Annotated in this window: 18 protein-coding genes; 3 read left to right on the top strand and 15 right to left on the bottom strand. The window is 58.3% G+C overall.

The annotated features are described in order from the left end of the window. Positions 1-64 precede the first annotated feature (64 nt). On the top strand, positions 65-1,666 hold the full coding sequence (locus P272_RS0102375; protein WP_029677972.1) for an aminopeptidase P family protein: 1,602 nt from the start codon (positions 65-67) through the stop codon (positions 1,664-1,666). 3 nt (positions 1,667-1,669) lie between these two features. After that, positions 1,670-2,239, top strand: coding sequence for an NUDIX hydrolase (locus P272_RS0102370; protein WP_029677971.1), 570 nt, complete (start codon positions 1,670-1,672; stop codon positions 2,237-2,239). A gap of 26 nt (positions 2,240-2,265) precedes the next feature. On the opposite strand, the gene P272_RS0102365 is transcribed toward P272_RS0102370, so the two are convergent. Next, the gene (locus tag P272_RS0102365; protein ID WP_029677970.1) at positions 2,266-3,501 is read right to left on the bottom strand and encodes an ROK family protein; all 1,236 of its coding nucleotides are present in this window, start codon (positions 3,499-3,501) and stop codon (positions 2,266-2,268) included. Between the two features lie 193 nt (positions 3,502-3,694). On the opposite strand from P272_RS0102365, the gene P272_RS0102360 reads away from it, so the two are divergent. Continuing rightward, positions 3,695-5,248 (top strand): xylulokinase, encoded by a 1,554-nt coding sequence (locus tag P272_RS0102360; protein ID WP_029677969.1) that lies wholly within the window; start codon positions 3,695-3,697, stop codon positions 5,246-5,248. Positions 5,249-5,267: 19 nt separating this feature from the next. On the opposite strand, the gene P272_RS0102355 is transcribed toward P272_RS0102360, so the two are convergent. From P272_RS0102355 to xylA, 14 genes are all read right to left on the bottom strand, one after another. Further along, complete coding sequence (locus tag P272_RS0102355; protein ID WP_029677968.1) at positions 5,268-8,498, bottom strand: glycoside hydrolase family 2 TIM barrel-domain containing protein; 3,231 nt, start codon at positions 8,496-8,498, stop codon at positions 5,268-5,270. Between the two features lie 124 nt (positions 8,499-8,622). After that, positions 8,623-9,696: a LacI family DNA-binding transcriptional regulator gene (locus P272_RS0102350; RefSeq protein WP_029677967.1), complete on the bottom strand. Its 1,074-nt coding sequence runs from the start codon at positions 9,694-9,696 to the stop codon at positions 8,623-8,625. A 305-nt stretch (positions 9,697-10,001) separates the two neighbouring features. Next, entirely contained in the window at positions 10,002-11,294 is a 1,293-nt protein-coding gene (locus P272_RS0102345) for a glycoside hydrolase 5 family protein (protein ID WP_029677966.1), read from the bottom strand. Positions 11,295-11,301: 7 nt separating this feature from the next. Then, on the bottom strand, positions 11,302-12,141 hold the full coding sequence (locus P272_RS0102340; RefSeq protein WP_029677965.1) for a carbohydrate ABC transporter permease: 840 nt from the start codon (positions 12,139-12,141) through the stop codon (positions 11,302-11,304). Then, on the bottom strand, positions 12,138-13,109 hold the full coding sequence (locus P272_RS0102335) for a carbohydrate ABC transporter permease (protein WP_029677964.1): 972 nt from the start codon (positions 13,107-13,109) through the stop codon (positions 12,138-12,140). The genes P272_RS0102340 and P272_RS0102335 overlap by 4 nt, the downstream gene beginning before the upstream one ends. Positions 13,110-13,111: 2 nt before the next feature. Then, entirely contained in the window at positions 13,112-14,413 is a 1,302-nt protein-coding gene (locus tag P272_RS0102330; RefSeq protein ID WP_029677963.1) for an ABC transporter substrate-binding protein, read from the bottom strand. Between the two features lie 101 nt (positions 14,414-14,514). Continuing rightward, complete coding sequence (locus P272_RS0102325; RefSeq protein ID WP_029677962.1) at positions 14,515-17,664, bottom strand: alpha-mannosidase; 3,150 nt, start codon at positions 17,662-17,664, stop codon at positions 14,515-14,517. A gap of 495 nt (positions 17,665-18,159) precedes the next feature. Next, positions 18,160-19,020 (bottom strand): EndoS/ChiA family endoglycosidase, encoded by an 861-nt coding sequence (locus P272_RS0102320; RefSeq protein ID WP_029677961.1) that lies wholly within the window; start codon positions 19,018-19,020, stop codon positions 18,160-18,162. Positions 19,021-19,225: 205 nt separating this feature from the next. After that, positions 19,226-20,086: a carbohydrate ABC transporter permease gene (locus P272_RS0102315; protein WP_029677960.1), complete on the bottom strand. Its 861-nt coding sequence runs from the start codon at positions 20,084-20,086 to the stop codon at positions 19,226-19,228. Beyond that, positions 20,076-20,966, bottom strand: coding sequence for a carbohydrate ABC transporter permease (locus P272_RS0102310; RefSeq protein ID WP_029677959.1), 891 nt, complete (start codon positions 20,964-20,966; stop codon positions 20,076-20,078). Before P272_RS0102310 ends, P272_RS0102315 begins: the two co-directional genes overlap by 11 nt. Positions 20,967-21,010: 44 nt before the next feature. Next, complete coding sequence (locus P272_RS0102305) at positions 21,011-22,369, bottom strand: extracellular solute-binding protein (RefSeq protein WP_029677958.1); 1,359 nt, start codon at positions 22,367-22,369, stop codon at positions 21,011-21,013. Next, complete coding sequence (locus P272_RS0102300; RefSeq protein WP_029677957.1) at positions 22,362-23,024, bottom strand: EndoS/ChiA family endoglycosidase; 663 nt, start codon at positions 23,022-23,024, stop codon at positions 22,362-22,364. The genes P272_RS0102305 and P272_RS0102300 overlap by 8 nt, the downstream gene beginning before the upstream one ends. After that, positions 22,919-23,287 (bottom strand): EndoS/ChiA family endoglycosidase, encoded by a 369-nt coding sequence (locus tag P272_RS09215; protein WP_155804923.1) that lies wholly within the window; start codon positions 23,285-23,287, stop codon positions 22,919-22,921. Before P272_RS09215 ends, P272_RS0102300 begins: the two co-directional genes overlap by 106 nt. Before the next feature lie 333 nt (positions 23,288-23,620). Further along, positions 23,621-24,964 (bottom strand): xylose isomerase, encoded by a 1,344-nt coding sequence (gene xylA, locus P272_RS0102295; protein ID WP_029677956.1) that lies wholly within the window; start codon positions 24,962-24,964, stop codon positions 23,621-23,623. Positions 24,965-25,236: the final 272 nt, after the last annotated feature.

The raw sequence follows: 25,236 nt of genomic DNA, 5'->3' as shown, positions 1-25,236 counted from the left end.
CATCGGCCGAACGCACTACCATGGAACCAACATAGTCAGAACCGGAATTTCAAGGAGGCAGGACGTGACCGTATCCGCTCAGGAGCATCTACAAGGAGACACTGATCCCAAGAATGTGGACCTGGATGAGCAGAATATGGAGGACCGGGTGAACAACCGCACCCTGCGCCCCAACTCCCCCGCCTTCCAGAAGTTCATGACCACCGGCTGGCAGGCCCAGGAGCCGCAGATCGAGCCGCTGGAGTCCAGCAAATATACTGAGCGCCGTCTGCGTGAACTGGGTAAACGCTTCCCTGGCGAACGCCTGGTCATTCCCGCCGGTTCCTACAAGACCCGTAACAACGACAACGATTACGCCTTCCGCCCAGATACCACCTTCGCCTACTACACGGGACTGGGCGAGGACTATGAACCCGGAGCCATCCTGGTTCTGGACCCGGTGGACCCCGACAGTCCTGAGGCCGCCAAGGGCCTGACCCATACCCCTGAGCTCTTCGTCCATCCCCGGGCCGACCAGTCCACTCGCGACTACTACCGGTCCGCCCAGTACGGGGAATATTGGGTGGGTCCCCGGGCCGGACTGCGGGAGCTGGCCATCATGACCGGCATCCCCACCAAGGACATCGCCTCCTTCCCTGATGCCATCGCCAAGGATCTGGGGCCGGACCAGGGGGCGGTCAAGATGCGGGTAATCCGCACTGCCGACCAGGAGGTCCTGAACCAGGTGGAGGCCGCCCGCAAGGCCAACGGCATCGGTGGTCCGGACCGCAATGAGGAAGCCGACGACAAGCTTGAAGAGTTCACCTCCGAGGCCCGCATGATCAAGGACGACTACGAGGTGGGCGAGATGCGCAAGGCCATCGACGCCACCAAGGACGGGTTCGACCGGATTCTGACCCACCTGCCCCAGGTGGTGGGCAAACCCCGCTCCGAGCGGATGCTGGAGGGTGTCTTCAACGCCAACGCCCGCGAGAAGGGCAACGACGTGGGCTACGGTTCCATCATCGCCTCGGGCAAGCATGCCCCCATCCTGCACTGGATGCGCAACGACGGAACAGTCCAGAAGGGCGACCTGCTCCTGATTGACGCCGGCGTGGAGGTCAACAGCCTATACACGGCCGACATCACCCGCACCTTCCCCGTAGGCGGAACCTTCAGCCCCCTGCAGAAGCGAATCTACCAGACCGTGCTCAAGGCCCAGCAGGCCGGCTTCGAGGCCGCCAAGCCCGGGGCCACCTACTCGGACATCCATCATGCCGTCATGCGTGTGCTGGCCGAAACCCTGCACGAGTGGGGCATCCTCAAGGTCAGCGTGGAGGAGTCCCTCTCCCCCCAGGGCCAACAACACCGCCGCTGGCACGCCTGCGGATGCGCCCACCACCTGGGTCTGGACGTGCACGACTGCGCGGAGGCCAGGTACGAGTCCTACCAGGGCGCACCCATCACCCCTGGGATGATTTTCACCATCGAGCCCGGACTCTACTTCAAGGAGAACGACCTGCTGGTTCCCCCGGAATTCCGCGGCATCGGCGTGCGCGTGGAGGACGACGTGCTCATGACCGAGCAAGGACCCCAGTGGCTGTCTGCAGGCATCCCCAAGACCGTGGAAGGGGTGGAGGCCTGGATGGCCCAGCGGGCTGCTCTGGCCGACCCGGACCGGGACTGATGTATGCCCACCCCTGACTTCGTGCTCCGACTGCGTCGGTCCATAGGCCATGACCTGCTCTGGCTGAACGGCGTGACAGCTTTCGTCATTGACGGCCAGGGCCGGGTCCTGCTGGGCCAGCGCTCCGACACCGGCCAGTGGGCCCTGGTCTACGGGATCAACGAACCGGGCGAGGACCCGGCAGACACCGTGGCCCGTGAGGTCAAGGAGGAGACCGGGGTGGATGTGATCGTCACCGACCTGGCAGCGGTCACATCCTCCCGGGAGGTGGTCACCTACGCCAACGGTGACCGGACCATGTACATGGACCATCTGTTCATCTGCCGGCCCGACCCCAGCGGCAATGCCGACCCCTTTGTGGGTGACGATGAGAGCCTGTCAGTCGGCTGGTTCGACCCCGATCAACTCCCGGCCCCGCTGGCTCAGACCACTGTGGAACGCATGGCCCGGGCTCGAACCTATCTGAAGCGCCTGCAGGGCGGGGACGCCCACGCCCTCTTCAAGGCTGGCGGCAGAGAGCTGCCTGCAAATTCCGACCAGTCCGACTCCGACCAGTCTCAGACAGGTCATTGAACCCTGGACAGCTCAGTCCTCGAAACTCAGTCCTGGAAGAAGTCCAGCGGATCGTCAATGAAACGGCGCAGGCCCACCAGTGCTGCCCCCTTGAGGGCCGGATAGTCGGCCTCAGAGGGGATGAGCACACGGATGTCCACAGCATCCCGGCCCAGGGTCAGCTGATTGAGACGATCCTGCAGACGCTGGGCCAGATTTCCCCCGAAGTGCGACCAGAATCCCCCCAGGATGACCGTATCCACGTCGACAATGTTGATGGCGGAGGCAATGACCGAGGTCATGGCATCGAGTCCGCGGTCAATGGCATCGACCGCCTTGGCGTCTCCCTGCTGCCAACGCTGGTAGAGTTCCTCCATAGCTTGAGGCGTGACTGCCTCGGCTCCGGTGGCGATGCCAGCCGCTTCGACCAGTGCTCTACGCCCGGCGTAGGTCTCCAGGCATCCGCGGCGGCCGCAACGACAGGTGGGCCCGTTCAGATCCACCGAGGCATGTCCCAATTCGCCAGCGAACCCATGATCCCCGACCTCGACGGCCCCTCGACGCACCACAGCCCCGCCGATGCCGATGTCAGTCGAGATGTAAATAAAGGAGTCGGTGGGTGAAAGCGGCCCATCATCTCCGCCAGACGGACGTTGGACGGCATAGCCGGGAATCTGTGCGAGGGCTGCCAGACGCGCCTCGTTGCCCACTCGGGGAGCCAGACGGCGAACCAGGGGGAAGTCCTGCAGATCCAGACGTTCCCATCCCAGGTTGCGGGCCATGAGCAGGGTGGTGTCGCCGCCGACCAGACCGGGCAGGGCCAGGCCCGAACCCACTGTGCGGTAGTGGTGATGTGACAGCTTGCGCTCGATGGGCTTGGCCAGCTTCTCCAGATTGGCGAAGACCTGATCAGGTTCCGCCTCGTGCATATCGTCCTTGACCCAGGCCGAATCGATCAGGGTCCCATCCAGATCCATGGCCAGACAGCCGTAGCCGTCGGTGTTGATCTGCAGGCCCAGACCGGCCCAGCGTCCGTGTGCGATGGACAAGGGAGTGCTGGGTCGGCCGTGGCTGCTCTGCGAGGTCTCAGGCTCCTCCTCGCGCACCACCTTATTCCTGAGTAGGAGTCCCGCCAGGAGCGACATGGTGGCCTTGGTCAGCCCTGTGGCCTTGGCCAAATCCGCCCTGCTGAGCGAGGTAGACGACCGCAGAATGGTGTCAATGATGACCGAGAGGTTGTGGTTCCTCAGATCATCCTGATTGATGGAGCGCAGGGCAGTCACGGTTCAACAACCTTTCATGAAAGGACACAGGCCTACAGAATCCTGGGCCCTTCAACATCTTACGTTCCAGCCTGACGGCAGGTGAGACATTGAAACGCATTCGGACTTGGGCCATTTAGTTTATCGATTTAATAATTAGGATACTATGATTGGGTACTCCAAGGACAGGAGCCCAGAAAGCAAGGAGGCTGACATGAATGAGATCCTGGTGGCGGGAGTGGACACATCGACCCAGTCCTGCAAGGTGAGGGTCACCGAAGCTCGGACCGGTCGGCTGGTCCGCTTCGGCAAGGCCCCTCACCCGGCAGGCACCAGCGTCAATCCCATGGCCTGGTGGAAGGCCTTTCAGGAGGCTTCTGCCCAGGCGGGAGGTCTGAACGATGTCTCGGCCATCAGCGTGGGTGGCCAACAGCACGGCATGGTATTGCTGGACAGCCAGGGACAGGTGATCAGGGATGCCCTGCTCTGGAACGATACGCGTTCAGCTCCCGATGCCGACGATCTCATCAATCGGCTAGCCGGGCCCAAGACCGGCGAGGCTGAAAACGCCCGGGCGGAAAGTGATGAGCCAAACAAGGGACCGGAATCGAATCCGAACTCGAACCTGGACCTGGCCATGCGCGGCAAACAAGCCTGGGTGCGAGCTGTGGGCTCCTCCCCCGTAGCTTCGCTGACCATCACCAAGGTAGCCTGGGTCAGCCGGGTGGAGCCGGATAATGCCAGAGCCATCGCGGCCATATGCCTCCCCCACGACTGGCTGAGTTGGGTCATCGCCGGTCACGGCCCCGAAGCCGACCCGGGGACCGAACCCGGGCTGGAAAATCTCTTTACTGATCGTTCGGATGCCTCCGGCACCGGCTACTACGACCCAGCCACTGACCGCTACCGCCGTGACCTACTGGCCATGGCCCTGCCCGATGGCATGGCTGAGCGGGTAATCCTGCCTAAGGTTCTTGCCCCCCACCAGGTCGGAGCCAAGGCCGACCCCCGCATCGCCGGTCGGGATGTGCCCGGCGGCTGCATCATCGCACCGGGCGGCGGCGACAACGCCATGACGGCGCTGGGCCTGGCCATGCAGGTGGGTGATGTCTCCATCTCCCTGGGAACCTCCGGTGTCGCTGCGGCGGTCAGCCCGGTTCCCGCCTATGACATGAGCGCCTCGGTGACCGGGTTCGCGGATGCCACCGGCCACTGGCTGCCACTGGCCTGCACCATCAACGCATCACGCATCCTGGACGCAGGCCTGGCCGCCCTGGGGACGCATTATGACGGTCTGGCCGAGCTGGCGGAGAAGTCCTCGCCGGGTGCCGAGGGCATCACCCTAATCCCCTACTTCGACGGCGAGCGCACCCCGAATCGCCCTGATGCCCACGCCAGGCTGGAGGGGCTGACCCTGGACAACACCACACGCACCAACCTGGCCAGGGCATTCGTGGAAGGACTGCTCTGCTCCCAGCGTGACTGCCTGGAACTGCTGAAACGGCTGGGCACCACGGTCTCCAGGATCCTTCTGGTCGGCGGCGGCGCCAAGTCCCCAGCGGTCAGAGCCTATGCCCCGGGAATCCTGGGCATGGATGTGCAGCTGCCCCGGCCAGACGAGTATGTGGCCATTGGCGCTGCCCGCCAGGCGGCCTGGGCCTTGACTGGAGAAGGGGAGCCTCCCATCTGGCCGGTGGACATCGAGACCACGCTGACGGGAGCCCCCTGCGAAAAGGTCTACCAGCAGTACCTGCGCTGGCGGGGATGAAAGGCCCCGCCAGTCCGGGTCACTTGGACCGCACCCGCAGATGCAGTCCGAAGACCAGATCGGTTTCATCCAGGCGATAGGCGGGATCCAGCTCAGGTCCGCAGCTGTTGGAGCCTATGCCGCTTGTGGCATAGTCCAGGCAGAGCACAGTTGAGCCGCACTCCTCCAGCTCGTGGTCGTGCCCCTTGACGGTCAGCTCCTCCTGTGTATAGGGGGAGCAGTTGAAGCTGATGGGCCCATCCCCGGCCGCCTGCAGCAGGGAGCGGTCATCCTCCACCAGGACGTAGTCGCAACCATAGTGGGAGCCGTTCTCCTGAGGACGCAGGTAGTGCTCGACCATGCCTGACGCAGTGTCATGGAAAACGCCATAGTGGCTGGCATGATGCATGTCCCGGTAGCTCTCGTAGGGCCCATATCCGCAGTAGGTGACCCGCTGCAGGCTCTGGGGCAGGAAGAGCCGCAGGCCGAACCTGGGCAGATAGGGGAACTCGGGATCCCGATGCAGCTCCATCTTCAGATCCAGCCCACCCTGGTCGCTCAGGGTCCAGGTGGCGAGAATGCTGCCCATGGGCTGAATGAAAGGTGCCACCAGGGACAGTTCAGCCTTGATGATGGTCAATCCTTTGTCCTGGTTGGTCTCCAGCTGGCAGGATAGGGCCCTGGTACTAGTCCGGTCGTATTCGGCCTTGCGCCATTCCTGCTTGATGGTGGCATCGTTGTCGGTGGGCGCCCGCCAGAGGTTGACCTCCATAGGGGCGGTCAGTAGGGAACGGTTGTCGATGCTCATGGAGTCGACCATGCCGGTACGGCGGTTGAAGACATAGCGCCAGTCAGCCCCCTCCACATCGAAGCGAGCATCGGTCTGCCTGACCACCGGCCGGTGGGCGCCCCGGGCTCCGCTGCCAGGATCGGCACCGATGACCCTGGCCACCCCATTGGGACGCTCAGACATTCCCATGTCCGCAGCTTCAAGCTGATCGAAGCCCAGTGGATACCCTTGCGGAAGCACCGGATCGACCTTGGCCAGGGCGTACTCCACCAGCAGGGTCAGACGGCCCTTCTCAGGGGGATCCATAGACGGCAGACCCACGGTGCCTTCAGCGTGGGGGGCGATGTGCAGGCCGGTCCCCCGATCAAGCTCCGGCGTCCCGGAGGCAACCGGCTCCCCATCACACAGAAGGGTCCACTTCAGGCTCAGGTATTCGTCCAGGAAGGTGAAGTCCAGATAGTTGTGCAGGGTGAGCAGACGGGTCTGGGGATCGTAGCCGACCAGACGTGCCGGGCGGAAGACGTTCTTGAACTCCCTGAGGCCGGTGTGGGGCCGCCGGTCCGGGTAGACCAGGCCGTCCATGCAGAAGTTGGCATCGTTGGGGTACTCGCCGTGGTCGCCACCGTAGGCATAGATCCGACGGCCCTTGGAGTCCCTGCCCTGGTCGATGGCATGGTCGGCCCACTCCCAGATGCAGCCGCCCAGAAGCCCTGGATAGGCCTGAATGACTCGGAAGTAGTCCTCCAAATCCCCGGGGCCCAGTCCCATGGCGTGACAGTATTCACAGAGGAAGTATGGCCGACGGCCCCCGTCTCCGTCATCCCCGTGGCTGCTGATGCCGTGAGGACCCTCCGGCGTGAAGTAATCCTCGATTTGCTTGATGCTGGGATACATCCTCGAGGTGATGTCCAGATTGCTATAGTCCAGATCCTCCCGGGGCGAGCCGTGGATGGCCGACTCGTAGTGGGTCAGACGGGAGGGGTCCCGGGACTTGGTCCAGGCCAGAGCAGCCTCAATGCCGCAGCCGTAGCCGCTTTCGTTGCCCATGGACCATATCAGAATCGAAGGATGGTTCTTGTCCCGCTCCACGCTGCGCTGGACACGGTCGACGATGGCCTTGGTGAAGCGCGGCTCGTCGGCGATGCGACCATTCCAGTAATCGGGCTCCTTCCACTCAGGACCATGGTAGAGGGCCTCGATGCCATGGGTTTCCAGATCGGCCTCGGCGACCAGATAGAAGCCCAGCTGGTCGTAGAGAGCGTAATACTGGGGGCTGTTGGGGTAATGGGAGGTGCGGATGGCGTTGACGTTGTGTTCTTTCATCAGGGTCAGGTCGCGCATGATCTGCTTCTGATCGATGGCGAAGCCGGTGCGCGGATCCCCGTCATGGCGGTTGACCCCGTGGATCTTGATGGGGCTACCGTTGACCTTGACCACCTGACCGTCCACGCTGATGGTGCGCAGGCCGATGTACTCGGTGATGACCTCATCCGAATCGCCGGCAGCAGATGCGCTGGTCCTGGTCGACAGCGTCAGTCGGTAGAGTTGGGGGTCCTCGGCATTCCAGAGGCGAGGGTGTCCGACTTTCAGGACAAACTGCGCAGGCCCCTTGCAACCTGTCAGCTCGGCCCGAGCCACCACCACCCCATCGGGATCGGTCAGCAGGGCCTGGACGTCAAGAGCGGCATCGTCATGGTCCGATACGCCGGTCGGATCCAAGTCCAGGGTCACCTTGGCATGACTCATGTTCTCGTCCAGGTCGGTATGGACGAACCAGTCGCGCAGACGCGCCTTGGGCCGACGCAGGATGTAGACATCGCGGAAGATGCCGCTCATGCGGAACTTGTCCTGGTCCTCCAGATAGCTGCCATCGCACCACTTGAGCACCAGAACGGCCAGCTGGTTGCGACCCGGACGCAGGTGGTCGGTCACATCGAACTCGCTGGTGGCGTGGGAGACCTGGCTGTAGCCGATCAGATTACCGTTGACCCAGAGATAGAAGCAGGAGTCCACACCCTCGAAATTGAGCAGGGCACGAGGCGCTGAGGGATTGGGCTCGTAGTCGAAGGCGCGCAGATAGATGCCGCAAGGATTGTCGGCAGGCACCCTGGGCGGATCGAATGGGAAGGGGTAGCGCACGTTGGTGTACTGGGGGTTGTCATAGCCCTGGGTCTGCCAGACTCCTGGCACATGGATGGGCTTGTACACCCCTCGACCCGCATCCCTGGAAGGGCTGTAGTCGGCTTCGAAGAAGACCGGATCCTCGGCCTCGCTGGCGGACTGGACCTCGGCGTCCAGCTGGTCGAGGCTGGCGTAATAGCGAAAATCCCAATCTCCGTCCAGGTCCAGGTACCGGTCAGAGCGCCTACGCAGGTCGCCACGTGTGTCCATGGGGGTGCCGGCAGGCACGCAGTAGGCACGGTTGGGCTCGGTCCCCACATGCAGCGTGGCCGGATCCTCGTAATAACGTGGTATGAACATGACGATTCCATCCTCCTCGGTGGCCTTGGCAGCAGACGCAACACAGGCGTAACTGTTTGCGCTCACATGCGACCATGATACCGGGGCTATGGCACAGAATTCCCGGCGGTTGTCATGGGTTTCATCACACTGGACGCGCCGTGCTCTCACGGATGACCAGCTTAGGGGTCAGGATGCGGCGGTTGCCCCCCACCTGCTCCCCTCGGAAGATCTTCAGAAGCAGGTTGGCCACCTTGGTGCCGTAGAGCCCGGCATCACGATGGACCGACGTGATGGAGGGATAGGTACTCTGGCAGATGAAGCTGTCCTCGAAGCTGACCATGGCCGGCAGGCCCATATAGGCCGGACCAGAGGCTGCGTTATTATGGTCTGACCCCGGTGATGTAGCGGATGCCATCCTGTGTTCCAGCATTGCTCGCAGACTTGCCGCAGCCATGATCTCATTCTCGTAGATAAAAGCAGTATACGGATTCTTGCCGGATGACAGACGAAGAGTGAGGGCGGCGGCCTTGTCCGGCTTAAAGTCCGTGAACTCCACCTTCGGTTTTCCCAGGTTCTTTCGACGTACGAACTCCTTGAAAGAGGAGACACGGGCGCGGCTGTAGTCGAGGTTTTCATCCCCCGACAAGTAGGCAATCCGGGCATGTCCACGCGAGCTCAGATGGTTCATGATCGTCGTCATGGTTCTGGAATCGTCAATCGACAGCGAGGGCAGGTAGTTGTTCGAGTCGGGCCCTCCGGCCAAGACTGCGGGCAGGCCCAGATCGTGCAGGAGTCGGGGTCTGGGATCATCGGAAAGAAGGTCCACCAGCACCACCCCATCGACCCGCTTGCGCCTGGCCCAGTCCCGATAGGTGTCCAGCTCCTCGTCCAGCGTGGCACAGGGTCGGAAAAGCAGGCCGTAGCCCGACCGACTCAGGGAGGCATGGATGCCGGCCATGAAATGCAACATGAATCCTTCGGTCTGGAAGGCATCCATGGACCTGGCCGGAGCAAAACCCACTGTCATGGTCTTGGAACTACCCAAGGCCTGGGCTGCATATACTGGCTTCCATCCCATCCTGGCAGCCGCTTCACGAACCCTGCGCTTGGTCTGGATGGAGACTCCAGGCTTGTCGTTTATGGCAAAGGAGACTGCGGTCTGGGATATCCCCAGTTCGTTGGCTATGTCCCTGAGGTTGACCCGGGCATCGTCCATCTCCTTGTGAACGGACGAACCCGTTCTGGCTTTTGTTTCTCCGCCATCGGACTCGCCGTCCATGCGCCACCTCATATCAACCATCCTCGTCGACACCCGTGATCCGGCTCGGCCGACTCAGCAAACCAGACTGCCTGCCACACGATTCAGGCGTACACGAATATCGGCCTCTAACCCTAACTTAGACCCTCATCAGCACAAAACCTTGGTCGACAACCTCGTCTGAGGCCGAAGAGCTTGTTATCGCTCACATTCTAGCCTCAGACGAGAGTAGGAGGTTAATCCGGAAACGGGGTATGCCGCAGTCAGGACGTTTTCCGCAGAAGGGAGGGGTCAGATACGGCACTGTAGGAGCTTCCGCCAACAGGTTTGACGGCGATGCACTCACTGATGCCCCTGTCCTGCAGCCAGCTGCTATCCGCCGCATGCTGGGAGGTAACCAGGGCCGGCCTTGCACCTTGACGGCTGAGTTCCATCCACTTGTTGAAGATGGATCCGCCGGGCGCACAGGCAGATCTGAGCAAGGGATCATCGTTCTCGTCCACATCCACAACAAGAGCCGTGGACCTGGACCGAGCGCCCGCCTTGCCGGAGTAATCCTTCACAGCCTGGGCGAAGGCCTTGCCTATGGGCTTGAGGTGCCTCTCTTGATCGAACAGTCCCAGCTGATGTTCAAAGGGAGGAAAATCACCGAATTTCTGGTCGACGTCATGCGAGCACCACCAGGTGATACCGAACATGTCGCTGCAATCGAGAGCATACTCCACGGAAGACCTGCAAAAGTCAGCAGCCTGCTCTGGGCCCATCACATTGAGCGGGGCACCGATCTCCTGCAGCCAAACCCGCCGATGGGGCTGACTGGCAAAGGCCTTCGACAGCTCCACAAGGTACTCGGCATGCCGCGTGCTCTCCTCGGCCAAGGGGCCGCACTCCTGGGCGGCGCCGTTGAAAACCCAGGAATGAATGCAGGTCATGTCTCCGATGTTGGACGCATACCGCGGAAGAAAGGCGTGGCCGTCCTGATACCAGATCGCGTCATTTTCGGAATGCAGAAGCACGCGGCCTTCTTGGGCTGCCCTTTCTTTCAATGGGGTCAGCAGCTGCAACAGCCAGTCTTCGGCCTCCTTGAAGGTAGAGGGCATTCGACGCGGATGGACACGGTCTGTGAACTGGTTGCATTCGTTTCCAATAGTCAGACCCCGGAAATGCGGCAGGTCAGCCAGGGCCTCGTAGACCGAAGCAACCAGCCGGACCTGCGCCTGAACTGCGTCCCGATCAGTGAACATATTGGTTTCATGCCAGGAGACCAGCCAGGAGGGCACGAAATCAAAACTGGACATGTGCCCTTGGATCACATCCGAATAGACGTCCAACCCCCGTTCATCCGCTAGGGCTGCCATATGCCTCAGATCGTCCAGGGCGGCATCGTTGATCCAAGTCCTGTTGGGCTGGAGAATTGTCCACAGCGGGAAGATGCGGATATGATCCAGCCCAATGGAAGCAATGTCGTCGAGGTCTTTGGCGACCGCATCCCAATCCGGATGCAACCAAAAATAGAACCAGTTGTGGGAGGGGGTGTAATTGACTCCAAATTTCATGATGATGCTATTCCTTGATGCCACCCTGTTCCAGACCACGGAAGAAGTAGCGTTGGAAGCAGGCGAAGAAGACCAGGATTGGTATCAGGGAGACCAGGGCCCCCGCTGCTATCAATCTGGGATCCGAAACGAACATGCCCTTGAGTCGGTTCATGCCCAGTGTGAGCGTGTAGTTGGACTCGTCGGAGATGACAATCAGAGGCCAAAGGAAATCATTCCAGGCACCTACGAAAGCGAAGATACCGACGACGGTCATGGTGCCTTTGACCTGAGGCACGCAGATCCGGTAGAACCGTTGCCAAAGATTGGCACCATCCACCTCGGCCGCCTCCTCAAGCTCATCCGGGATGCCTTTGAAGGCATTGGTCATGAGCAGAATGTTGACAGCGCCCACCATGCCTGGCAGGGCGACAGCCAACAAGGTGTTCTGCAGACCGACGCTTCTGACGATCAGGAACTGGGAGATGACCACACCCTCGACGGGGATGACCATGGTGCCCATGAAAATCGTGAAGAGCAAATTACGCCCGCGCCACTTGAGCCGACCCAGCGCATATCCGGCCATGGTTGAGAAGATGACGTTGCCACCGATGGAAAGAATGGCGACGATCACCGTGTTCAGCATGTATCGGAAGACCGGCACCTGCCTGAATACGGATATGTAATTGTTCCAGGTGGGCGTCTTCGGGATGATGTAGGGCGGAACCGCATAGACATTGTCGCCCTTGCCCTTAAAGGAGAGCGACAACTCCCAGACGAAGGGCCCCACCAACAGGATGAAGACCAGTATGAGCACAAGGTACTGAATGACCTTGCCAATAGTGACTTTGGAGTGACCGCTTTTCATGAGTCCTCCCCCCGCTTCTGGATGATCTGCTGCAGAATCAGCATGGCTCCGACCACAACCAGGACAATCAGCGACAAAGCGCTGGCATAGCCCGTTCTGGCCTGGATACCCGTGCCCTCCTTCTGGATGAGCATGGACATGGTGATGTCCTCGCCGCCGGGACCAGCCGTGCCGTTGGTGAGCACGTAGATCTCGTTGAACACACGGAAGGCCGCAATGGTGGACAGCATCATGATCAGCACGATGGTGGATCTCACTCCTGGGATGGTGACATACAGGAATTGCCTTACCGGGCCTGCCCCATCCAGCGAGGCTGCCTCGTAAAGGGAGGCGTCGATGTTGGCCAGGGCGGTCAGGTAGATTACCATGTAGTATCCCAGGCCAAGCCAGATGGTAACGAACATGGATGTGAACAGTATCAGCCAGCGATCACTGAGGAATGGAATCGGGCTGTGGATGATGTGCAAGGACTCCAGAACCGAATTGACCAGCCCCTTGGGATCCAACAGGTTGGTCCAGATCATTCCCACCACCACGGCTGACATGACCACAGGAGTGTAGAAGGAGGTTCTGAAGAACCCCATGATTTTGGAGTTCCCCTTGACCAGGTTGGCCAGTGTCAGGGGAAGAATCACCATAAAGGGAACCACGCAGACCACGTACAGGGTGGAGTTAAGCAACGCGGTCCAGAAATAGTCGTCATGCACGATCTTTACGAAGTTCTCGATGCCTACGAACTTGCCCGGTCGCAGCAGCGTGGAATCAGTAAAGGCCAGCCGGCAGGTATTCAGCGCAGCGACAATGACGAAGATGAAGACGATGGCAAAGGCCGGGAAGACAAACAGGTAGGGGGCCAGAGTCGTGGTCCAACGGGTCCCCTTGCCGTCTTTGACCCCGGCCTGGGGCCCGCCGTGCCGGCCGAAGTCAGAGGCCTTCGGCCGGATGGCGGAAGAGTCGGTGCGGCTCATAATTACTGCAGCTTCTCGTTGGCGTACTTGACGGCCTTGTCCAAGGACTCCTTGGCGGTCTGCTTGCCCTGCAGGGCCAGAGCGGCCTGCTGCTGCAGGTAGTCATGGCCGTTGGCATCGGTGAACTCGGCAGGACGGCTTGAGTACCCGTTCTTTACGGAGTTCAGAGTAATCTTCAGGGCTTTCCCCTGGACATCACTGGTGTCGATGTTGGCGTAGTAAGGATCATCAAGACCTCCCTTGCTGGAGGGGAAGGTGTTGGACTTCTTGGCGAATGCCAGCTGGTTCTTGGCATTGGTCACGTACTGGACGAAGTCCAGGGCGAGCGTCTTGTTCTTGGTCTGGGCGTTGACAGCCAGCATCTCATAGGCCAGGCTGGCGGACTTGCCCTGATCGCTGATCTTGGTGCCCACAGCCAGATGCTTGTACAGGTCAGGAGAGTTCTGCTTGAAGTCCGCCGCCGAGTAGGCGCTGCCGCCCATGGCCACGATGGACCCCTTCTGGAAGAACTCACCCTGCTGAGACCACTGTGCGCTTAGAGCCTCAGGCGGGATTCCCTTCTTGTTGTAGAGGTCAACAAAGCGCTGCAGGTGCTTGACGGCCTTGGGGGAATTGAAGATGTACTTGGTGTGGTCCTTGTTCATGATGGGGATGCCGGCCGATGCATAGTCATCGACTGAACCGCCCAGCATGGTGGACATGTAGGCCCCACAACCGCTATTGACCATGGTGTCCGCCTGGGAGAAGTAATCATCCCAGGTCACAGGCAACTTGTTGGGGTCCAGTCCGCACTTCTGCATGAGTTCGGTGTTGTAATAGGTCGGGCCATCGTTGACGTACCAGGGGAAGCCGTAGGCACCCTCCTCGATGTCCTTGCCCCTGAAGGTCACTGCATCCCAGGCGTTCTTGTAATAGTTGTTTTGAGCTTTGGGAGCTTCCTTGCTGATGTTCATCAGGGCTCCGGCCTTGGCCAGACCGTACATCAGTGAGGGACCTGCATCGATGATGTCAGGCAGGGAATTGGCTGCTGCGTCGGCGGACAGCTTCTGCTCATAGTTATCCGAGGGCTGGTCGACCCACTTGATGGTGGTGCCGGGATGCGACTTCTCATAGGCCGCAATCAGGTTTTTGAAGTACGGAGTGTACTTGTCGTTCTTCAGGTTCCAGGTCTGGAAGGAGATCTCGCCTGACGGCTTGCCGTCTTTCGACCCGCCTGAGCTGCTGTTGTTTCCTCCGCACGCTGCCAACGAACCCGCCATGGCAGTCGCGCAAATCAGTACTGCTACCTTCTTCAGTGCTCTCATCGGAGCTTCCTTTCTTTTTTTACTGCTCACTTCTTTGTGGAGCTTCCGGCCGGCCCAAATCAAGGAACGAACCGGCCGGACAGATCCCTTGGTCAGGCGATTCAGCGCCTGGAGAGTCTCAAAGTGGTGAACTGGAAGGGAACAAGATCCAGCAAGGCCCCATCAGCTTGTGCACCCTGTTCGGAGCACAGACCTGACCGCACACCTTCGGGCACAGGTCCGTCCTCCAGGGAGTTGGTCTCCTTCACTGTCGCGCCCTGTAGGACGGATCCTATGCGCAGCCGGGCCTTGGAGGGCGAAGAATCCGGGTTGTAGACCCTGACGATCACATCGCCGCTGCCGTCATCAGCCGTCTTGATCCAGTCGATGACGGTAGTACCCTGAACATCCTCGACGCCAGCCAGAGGCTCAACGGCAGGCAGTCCATGATGGAAGACCGGGGCGTTGAGGGCATAGGCTGCCTGCAGGATGTCGGCCTGGGTGTCCCCAGGGACGATGGACCAGGCAAAGCTGTGCCTGCCCCTGTCGGTATGCGGATCCGGAAAGACCGGAGCGGACAGGAGGGTCAGTCTGACCAGGGTACCCGCCTCTTTACCGGCCTTCTCGTCGTAGTAAATCGGCGTGGTGTCTCCGCCGTAAGTAGAGGCGTTGACCACGCCGACGGCAAGGTCGTCATCGCTGATTCTGACGAATCGGTGCGTGCAGCTCTCGAACTGGGCCTCTTCAGCAGCGTTGTTCTTCTGGACGGGCCTGTCGATGAAGCCGTACTGGCACTCGAATTGCGCGTACCTGGCCTGAACGGCGACGGGGATGTCCACCTTGAGCAGCTGCTCATCCTGATGCCAGTCCACATCAGCGGTGAAGTCCAACTGCCTGCCGCCAGGGGTCAGCCCAACCGTAGTGACGATTGTGGTTTCGCCATGCCGACGTGATACACGAACACCGGCATCCAAGGCCTCAATGGTGACTGGGTCATCGACCGGAGAAGCGGTCAGCAGGGCATCTCGTTCCAGATCCCAGGCATCCCACATGTAGGGCTCATCCTTGAAGAGCTCGTATCCGCCCACCGAGGAGCCCTGCGGGACCAGGTCCCTGCCGGAGGTCCTGTCAAGAATGGAATGGACCTCACCATCCGAAGCGACGACCGCACGGATAAGACCATTGTCCAGGATGAATCCGTCGCCCTCTCGACTGACCTGGACAGGTCGGATGCCCTCAGGCCCCTCCTGGGCATGGACTGGTCCGCCGGCCTTCCAAGCCTTTTGACCCTTGCCGTCCATGGGCACCAGCCTGGCATCGGACACCATGGGAGCTTGTGGCTGAGCAGAAGCTATGACGTGTGCAGCATCATCGCCGATCTGCTCCAGGCGGGCGATGTCCCTGCGGTAGTCTTCCCTGGCCAGCCTGTGCACCCAAGAGATGGCCGACCCTGGAAGAATGTCATGGAACTGGTTGAGCAGCAGTGTGCGCCAGATTTCATCCAGCTCCTGACGGGGGTAGGCATATGAGTCGTCAACCAAGCCTGCGTAGGCACACAGGTATTCGACCGTGCGTAGCATGGCCTCTTCTTGTCGGCAACCCCGCTTCATATCCTGTTGGGAGGTCAGGGTCTTGCGGTGCAGCTCCAGATAGAGCTCGCCCTTCCAGACGGGCATCTCGGAACCGGCCTCCTTACGGATTTCCTCCTCTGACTGCCGGAAGAAGTCTGCAGGAGCCTGATACCGCACCTTGGCCGACCCCTCAACGTCATGCAGACGGTCATAACGCCCCAGCATTTCCCTGGTAGTGCCACCGCCGCCATCACCATAGCCGAACAGAACCAAAGCTCTGGTCGAGATGTCCTTGTCCTGGTAGTTTTCTTCGGAGTGGTTAAGCTCCCGGGCCGTCATGCTGGAGGCATAGGTATCCATGGGAGGGAAATGCGTGAAGATGGCCGTGCCGTCGATGCCCTGCCAGTCAAAGGTGTGGTGCGGGAATTTTGTCGTATCGTTCCAAGAGATCTTCTGCGAAAGGAAGGAAGTCATTCCCGCACGGCGCGCAATCTGCGGGAACTGGCCCGTATAGCCGAAGCTGTCCGGCTCCCAGACCACGGTCGTGTCTACCCCAAGATGATCCCGGTAGTACCTCTTGCCATAGGTGAACTGACGGGTCAGCGATTCTCCTGAGGGCAGCATGCCGTCAGACTCCACCCACATCCCTCCGACAGGGATGAACCTGCCTTCTTGGATGCGTTGCTTGACGCGGGCGAAGAGATCAGGGTGATCCTCCTCCAGCCATGCATACTGCTGCGGCGAGCTCATGGCATAGATGAATTGAGGATCGCGCTCCATCAGCGCAAGCATGTTCGATACAGTCCGCGCCACCTTGCGCCTGGTTTCCCGCTTGGGCCAGAGCCAGGCGGAGTCAATATGGGAATGCCCCACTGCGGCATGATCCAGTGCGCTGGGAGTCGCAGGCACTGCAAGTACACCGGCCAGGGCCTGTCGAGCCGGCACGAGTGTGGCCAGGTCACGTTCATCGTAGATATTCAGCGAGCGCTGCAGGGCCTTGCCCAGACGCCAGTACCGAGGCTGGCTCGCGTTGCATTCGCGGATCAGCTGGGCCGTGACCTCAAGATCCATGTAGTAGTTCCATGCCTCATGGTCAAAATGGCAGACATCTATCTGCTTGAGGACATTGGGCTCATCGGCACGACCTGTGGTTCCCTCGCCCAGCTGCGTCTCCACGAATGCGGGTGTGCCAAGCAGGAGCGGATTGCAGGCCGCTTCCAGATAGATGGTAAAGGTTCCGTCAGGGTTGATGACCGAAGCCTCGTCACGGGTCGGATTCCCGTCCAGGTCGGTCCCGTCGAGCGGAATCCAGCGGTTGCGGGGATTGACAGCCTTGATGATCGATCCGTCGCTCCTATAGGCCAGAGCTTCAAAATGGCCACCGGGCGCATCAGGATGCCAGCCCAGATCGACCACCAGCTCGATAGGGGCCCTGGTCGTCCAGTCGGCATCGATACGGCCAGTCACCTCCATCCAGGTGGTCCCCCAAGTCGTGCCCCAGGTATCCCCTAAGGAGAGAGGCCGAAAGTCCACGCTCTTGCTCTGTACCTTCTCGAAGAACTCTGATGACGGTATCGGTTCCCCGGAAATGATGAAAGAGCGGACATGGACCTGGCCCACCGGCCGCTCAATCTTCGGTAGCACGCGTTGACGCATGACACGATCGCACTTGTCAAGCACGCGTTCTATCTTCAGCTGCATCCTCACAACCTCCTCGTAGGTCCGCTTTGCATCTCTACTAAAGCGGTTTAGTACAATTATACCCTATCTATATCTAAAAGATATGGTGTCGACGAAAATGGCATGCTTCTATTCTCCAGTTCAAAAACGAGGCAAGCCTGCATTCCACTTGGATGAGTTTCTAACGAAGGGCAGCATCACAACATTTTGTGACCTGCACACGCTTCGCGAAAGCCCATCGGCTCATGAAGACTTATGACCTCCGAAAAACACTTGCAGCCTTATACTGCGGCTTCTCAAAATGGCTCTTGTTCACTGTTCGCGAATTGGTAACTCCCCGCGACAAACATCCAAGATCGTATCTTTGTCCCCTCTATGTCGAAATGGCACTTTGTACTCACCGATTCCCCCTCCTAAAACCTGGAATGCAGCCCAAACAATCAAGGCAACTTATCAACAATGAAAGAGGGTCCGACTGCCAGGAGGCAGAAGGACCCTCAATTTTTCAAATGGCCGTTACTTCTTATTCATAGCCGCCGAAAGGGCCTTGGTCCATTCGAAGGTTGTAGGCTGAAGCTTGTCATCGCCACGACGTACTCCATCCCTGTCGACGGCATACTCAAAAATGCCGCCTTTTTGTGCGCCATCGGCCCCGTTATCAGGCTCCCAAAGAGCGTACTGCATGGCCCTGCTGGTCGACATCGGCTCTTCGGTGTCATACCACCATCCGCCACGCTCTTCATAGAACGAGAAACCTGGGATATACTGCCTGCTCTTGATCGTACCCTTGTAGGTCTCCCAGTCCCGCTGGAGGGCTCCGACCGAACGCCCATAGGCGTCGGCGAATACGTAAGAGACCACGTCGGACACTCCCCTATAAAGGCTGTTGGTCCCAGGCTTGTTGGTGTTATAAGCAAAGATGGAACTCGGCTCAGGTGACTTGGGCCCGTAGTAGCGGGACATGGCCCTGAGAACCCCAGTGGCTCGTTGAACGTCGGTAGAGGTCATACTCGCCTCGGCGTTGACAACAAAGCCATCAAGTCCAGGGAAGTAAAGATAGGACTTTTTGAGCTCGCTGGCACGTTTGGCGTACCCCTCTGCATTGCTTTCCATGGGCGAAAGAGACTGATGATCATGGGGGTCGTTGAAATCATCCTTGTAGAAGAGGCTGATATCCAGACTCCTGATCACTTTTGTCCCCTGCTTGTGCAGAGACTCAATCTGCCCAGGAAGAGTGTCCCAGAAGGTCTGAGTGGTCTCTGGGTTGGGAAAGGCGATAGCAATGTCCACCTGCTTGGGCAGATCCGACATCGAGTTGAAATTGACAGTCGGATCCGAATGCGTATCCCTCCAGGCCCTGAAATAGGCGACAGTCATCTCATGGGTCTTCCCCTGAACAGCAGGTTCGGCCCAGGCAGTGGCAGCCCCTATTGCGGACGTTCCGGCTAAGGCCAGAACGGCCATTGATGCTGTTAACAATCTCCGGATTTTCATGGTTGATCTCTTTTCGTGCTTGCCTTCGCTTTTACTGAAGCAGATAAAATGTCGATTCCCTCCTCTCCGTAGCATCGACGCTTCGTCTTTACTCCTTGACCGCACCCGCAAGCAGGGTTTGGTTGCCGATATATCTATTCGTTACTTCATAAATGATCAGAATAGGTATCGAATACAGCAGCGAGAAAGCTGCCAGCTGGCCGTAGGCAACCGTGCCATGCTGCCCGAAGAAGGTATATATGCTGACGGCTGCTGGTTCCTTATCCGGAGACATCAGAAGCATGAAGGGAACGAAGAAGTTCCCCCAGTTCCCAGCGAATTCCGAAATAAAGATGACCAGAAGCGAAGGAACCATCAGGGGCACGACCACATGGAACAAGGCCTGCATCCTCGTAGCTCCATCCACCCAAGCGGCTTCCTCCAAAGTAACCGGTACTGAATCCATGAAATTCTTCATCATGAAGATGCCCTGCGGCAATCCGCAGGCAGTCATGAAAAGAACAGTCCCGGTCAGTGAATCAATCAGATGAAGCTGGACGAATATCCCGTAAACAGGGACCATCATGGCTGTAATCGGCAGACAGCTGGCGAAGAGGATGGCGTTAACAGTCCGGTTAGTGGTCTTGGAACGGAATCTGGAGAGAGGATAGGCTGCCAGGACCGAGAAAGTCACCACCAGGACCGATGTGCCAATACTGATGATAAGCGAGTTGACGATAGGCAACCCGAAGGTCTGCATGTTGAATACCTTCACAAAGTTCTGGAAGGAAAAACCCAAGTTGAACGAAGACAGGGTTGCATGCGTGTTGAAGGAGGCCACTAGCAGCCAGAGCATGGGCGCAGCGAATAGAAACCCTATCAGGGCTGTCAGTACCGCAGCTACCAGCTTCATCCAGTCATACCTGTGTGGCGCGTTCATCCGTGGATCAAGAGTGGCTTCAGTCTTCATCATTCGTCCTTAGCAGCTTGATATAGAGCACCGAGAAGAGGGCACCCACGACGACCAATATCACCGAGATGGCGGTTCCATATCCCAACTTTGAGAAGTTGAAAGCCTCCAAGTAGGCGAGAACGGGAAGGGTGCTCGAATTCGTGCCGGGCCCCCCGCCAGTCAGCACAATGATGATGCTGAAGACGGAGAGCGTCTGCAGGGTGATCAACATCAGATTGGTAAGAATCGAGTGCCGCATGATAGGCAGTTTGATTCTGAAGAAAGACTGCCAGGCGTTCGCGCCGTCTATCTCGGCAGCTTCGATAACATCCTTGGAGATATCATTCAGAGCAGCTTGATAGATGAGCATTGAAAAGGCAGTGCCGCGCCAGACGTTCACAATGATGACGATGGTCATTGGATGGTAGTAGAGAAGAGCCGACCAATCGGCTCCCACCACCTTGCCCAAAGCGTCAAGTGTGCCTCCGCCAGCAAAGAGTGCATAGGCGCAGTAGCACCCGACAATGTCCGGAATGACCCAAGCCAGAACCACTATTGAGTCCACGACCTTCGTCAGTCTTCTGGGCGCTTTCTGACTGAGCAGAGCCAATACCATGCCCAGTATGTTCTGCCCAATAAGTGCCGACGCCAGAATCAGAAGAATGGTCAGCCAGAGGGACTTGGGAAAAACAGGATCCGTAAAGAGCGCCACATAGTTCTTAAGGCCAACAAAGTGTGGGTTGACAGCCGTTGAACCAACCATTGAATAGTCGGTCAGCGAGGCATACAAGGACCATATGATTGGGCCAAGCAGGAAAAGCACCATCATCGCCGCTGCCGGCAGAATCGGGGTGTAGTGCTCAGCGTTTATCAATTTCTTTCTTGTGCTGCTATTCATTTTCTTCTCTCAGTCACGAAAGAAAACCAGCGAATGGAATTCTGTTACTTCGCGGCTTCTGTATGATCGGCACCTACGGTTTTGGTTATCGCAGAATCGTATTCAGCTGCTGCATCCTTAACTGACTTCTGGCCGGTCAATACGCTTTCAGTAGCTATGGCGACCTGGTCGGAAACCTCCTTGTACTGGGAGTTCGCCGGCCTGTACTGACTGTACTTGGCCAAATCCGTGAAGAACTTGATGGTGGGATTAGACCCCAGGTACTTCTTATCCTGCTCTACGTCCTTGCGCACTGCGATTGATCCGGAGATTGTGTCATAAGCTGCAGCGTGCTTCTCATTTTGGAAAACTTTGAGTGCTTTGAAGGCAAGATCAGGATTTTGCGTATGGCTGGAAAGCGCCAGGCCCCAACCGCCAGACATGGAAATCAGACCAGGCTTCTGCCCGTTCTGAGTTGGGAATCCACACCAGCCAATATGCTTCTGCCAATCGGTCCATTCACTGTCGCCGCCGGGCATCCACGATGAAGCAAGCCAGTTGCCCTCGATTGACATACCAAGTTTCGATTGAGGCATCCACTGTTGCCCCACCTTGTCACCAAGCTGAGGATCCAGAGCCTGCTGGGGCGTGGGTGCCAGACCCTTGCTGTAAATGTCCTTGATGAACTGGAGGGAGTCTTTGAATTGCTTGGAACCAGTGACCCACTTCTGAGTCTTGGTGTTGTAGAGGGTACCGCCCTTGGTGCCGTAAAGAAGCATGTCGAAGCCCTGCATGACGGAGACCTCGCCGAGAGGACGGCCGGCATAGAGGTTCATCGGTATTACATCGGGCTGAGTCTTCTTGATCTTTGTCGCTGCATCAATTACCTCATCCCAGGATTTAGGCTGCCAGTCGTCGCTCAAGCCGGCCTTCTTGAGAATGTCCTTGTTATACCAGATACCCCTGGTGTCAGTGCCCAGAGGCACTGCATAGATTTTTCCATCATCGGCTTTGCCGGCGTTCTTCGAACTGTCAAAATACTGTGACCAGTCCTTCCAGCCTTTTAGTTGGTCATCTATAGGCTTCAGATAACCAGCTGCGACATAGGGTCGGATCATTTCCGTGTCAAGGATCATGAGGTCTGGAGCAGTTTTTTCGGATTTGCTCATCAAGGCCAACTTGCTACCGTAGTCATCACCGTTCGATTTGATAGGCTCCAACTTCAAAGTAGCGCCTTTGTTTTCAGCTTCAAACTGGGTCTTGACGTCTTTCATCCACTTGCTGATGGCACTGGTGTCTCCGGTGGCCTGGTAGGCAAACTTGACTGTTTTCTTATCCGATTCGGAAGAACCACATGACGATAAAATCCCGACGCTGGTAGTCGCGGCCAGCAGCATAACTGATATCTTCCCTAGTTTATTCATGAGAAACTCCTTTGTTCTCCAATTCTTCTTTTAAATAGTGCATGGTTTTAAAATCGGTTCGTCGCAACCGATCGTCACCTTGGGCAACCCCATCGCGATCTATTGCATAGGCGAACAGTCCCCCCGTGCGGTTCGAATCAAACGGATGCCAGGATAGGAGATCTTTGACCCTGCTTCCTTCAATCGGATACGTGACATCACCCCATCGAGGGCCTCCTTCTTCATAGAATGAAAAACCAGTGACGAATTTTGAAGCAGGGACGAAGTCGCGAACCTGCTCGAAAAGTCCCTGAATACGGCGAACATCCATGCCATAGGTATCTGCAAAGTAGTAGGAGCAATCATGAAAGACCTGAGCAATCAGGCTGGTCTGGGGCAGAAGAATATCCTGATCGAAAATCATGAGGCGTGAGGACGCTGAACCCGGTCCCCACTTCTTTGCCAAAGCGTGAAACACCTCGGCTACGGCAGCCATTTGCTCGGACTCAGGTTCATGATCGACATCGATCACCAGGCCGTCGTAGTCAAAGGGCTCCAGATAGTTGGCAATTATCTCGTCTGCACGGCGATCCGGTCCGCCGTTTCTTTCGCCAAGCCTGGTGAAAGTGTGGACTTTGCCGCAATCCTCGTAGGTATCCCGATAGAAGCAGTCCAAAAACAGGGTTCTGACCCCTGTGTGCCTTGCGCATGAAGTTTTTCAATGTAGGACGGCAAAGCAAGCCAAAAATCATTATCGACTTCACCATTGGTGATGATTGACACAAGATCCAGGTCTGCGGGCACATCGCCAAGTGAAATCAAATCCTCTCTCGGCTTTCCGCAGTTATCTCGCCAGGCGCGATAGTAACCTGCCAAAATAGGCTTTGGTTCGTCACTTTCGTGATTGCTGCCTGGCCTGTCCTCTGCCTCATTCGACATCGACAACCTCCATGTTGTTCGCAGTAGTTCTTCGATGATCTACTAAAGCGATTTAGTTCCAGTATAGCCCTCTGGCACACAAGAGCCACAAAAAATGCTCGAAAACACAGAAAACCCGCTTAAAAGTAGGCATGCAAATGCTTCAGAAACGGCTATTTCTCAAGCCTCAGGCGTTACTCAGATCAGAAAATCCCCTCTTCATTTTTCCCCAAACATATCCGAGTGTCTCCTCACCATGCCATGCAGAATCCCGGATAGCCGGAACCGAATAAGAAAACCCCGTACGACGGAACGAATTCCGTCGTACGGGGTTGAGCCATGCTTGGGTACAGCTCAGGCCTGGGCCAGAGCCTCGACGATGTAGTTGTTGATGGTGGCCTTGACCACTTCAAGATGGTCGGACTTGTCGGCGGCGATCAGCTCGGCCTGCGGCTTGTCAAGGCTGTACTCCTCCAGGGAGGCCAGCGTGGCCGTGCCGTCCGCAACCGTGGCACCGATACCGGACTCGAAGGAGGAGTAGCGCTCCTGCTGCAGCTGCTCGATGTAGCCATCCTCATGCATCTTGGCCGCGACCAGCAGACCAGCGGCATAGGTGTCCATGCCCACGATGTGGGTCCTGAAGAGGTCCTCAGGCAGGAAGGAGGAGCGACGAGGCTTGGCATCGAAGTTCAGGCCTCCGCGCGGCCCGATGCTCCCGTTGGCCAGCACCTCCCACATGACGGCGGTGGCATCGTAGAGATCCGAGGGGAACTCGTCCATGTCCCAGCCGATCAGCTTGTCGCCTTGGTTGGCATCAAGGGATCCCAGGAATCCGGCCTCGCGGGCCACGCGGACCTCATGCTGATAGGTATGCATGGCCAGGTTGGCGTGGTTGCCCTCAATGTTGAGTTTGAAGTTGTCCTGCAGATCGTAGGTGCGCAGGAAGTTGATGGTGGTGGCCGCGTCGTAGTCGTACTGGTGGAGGGTGGGTTCCTTGGGCTTGGGCTCGATCAGGAACTGAGCGTCGAAGCCGATCTCCTTGGCGTAGTCCACGCACATGTGGAAGAGGGCTGCCATATGATCCTGCTCCTCCTTCATGCGGGTGTTCCAGAGGGATTCGTAGCCCTCGCGGCCGCCCCAAAAGACATAGTTCTCGGCACCCAGCCGCTTGCCGATCTCCAGGCTGTGCTTGAGCTGGCCAGCCGAGTAGGCATAGATGTCAGCGAAGGGCGAGGTGCCCGCGCCGGCCTCGAAGCGGGGATTGGTGAAGAGCGAGGAGGTGTTCCAGAGCAGCTTGACGCCCGTGTCCTTCATGGCGGCCTCAATGCGGTCGATCACCTTGTCAAGATTGGCATCAGTCTCGCGCAGGGTGTCGCCCTCAGGAGCCAGGTCGCGGTCGTGGAAGCAGAAGAACTCGACCCCCAGCTTGGTGAAGAGCTCGAAGGCGTAGTCCACCTTGGCCAGCGCCTGATCCATGGGATCGGTGTAGCGGTAATAAGGCCTCTGCGCGGTGGGATCGCCGAAGGGATCCACCAGGCCCTGGTTGAAGGTGTGCCACCAGGCCACGGCGAAGCGCAGCCAGTCCTTCATAGGTTTGCCGGCCACCACCTTGTTCTTGTCGTAGTAACGGAAGCCCAGGCCTTCCTTCACACCCTTGCGACCCACGTATTCGATTTTGTCGACGTCCCACAGACCCATCCGAAATGCTCCTTTGCCTATTGCATCTGCCTTTACGGCGTTCACAGGGGAGGAAACCGGTTCCTACCTCCTGAACGTTAAGAATAGAGGGATGGATTGATTTTGTCAATTCGTTAAATTATATAGATGCAGTATTGCCAACCTTGGTTCCACTCAGTTGATTTCAAGAAGCTCATTCGCCACATAAGGCCCTGTGCTCAACAAGCACCCCAACAGCGAAAGCCGAACTCCTCTGGCATGACAATCCGCCCTGTCGGTTTTTAGCTTTGACA

It is taken from the genome of Bifidobacterium sp. 7101, from assembly GCF_000499285.1.
In the GTDB taxonomy this organism is placed as follows: Bacteria; Actinomycetota; Actinomycetes; order Actinomycetales; family Bifidobacteriaceae; genus Bombiscardovia; species Bombiscardovia apis_A.
This window is presented reverse-complemented; position numbering and strand designations above follow the sequence as displayed.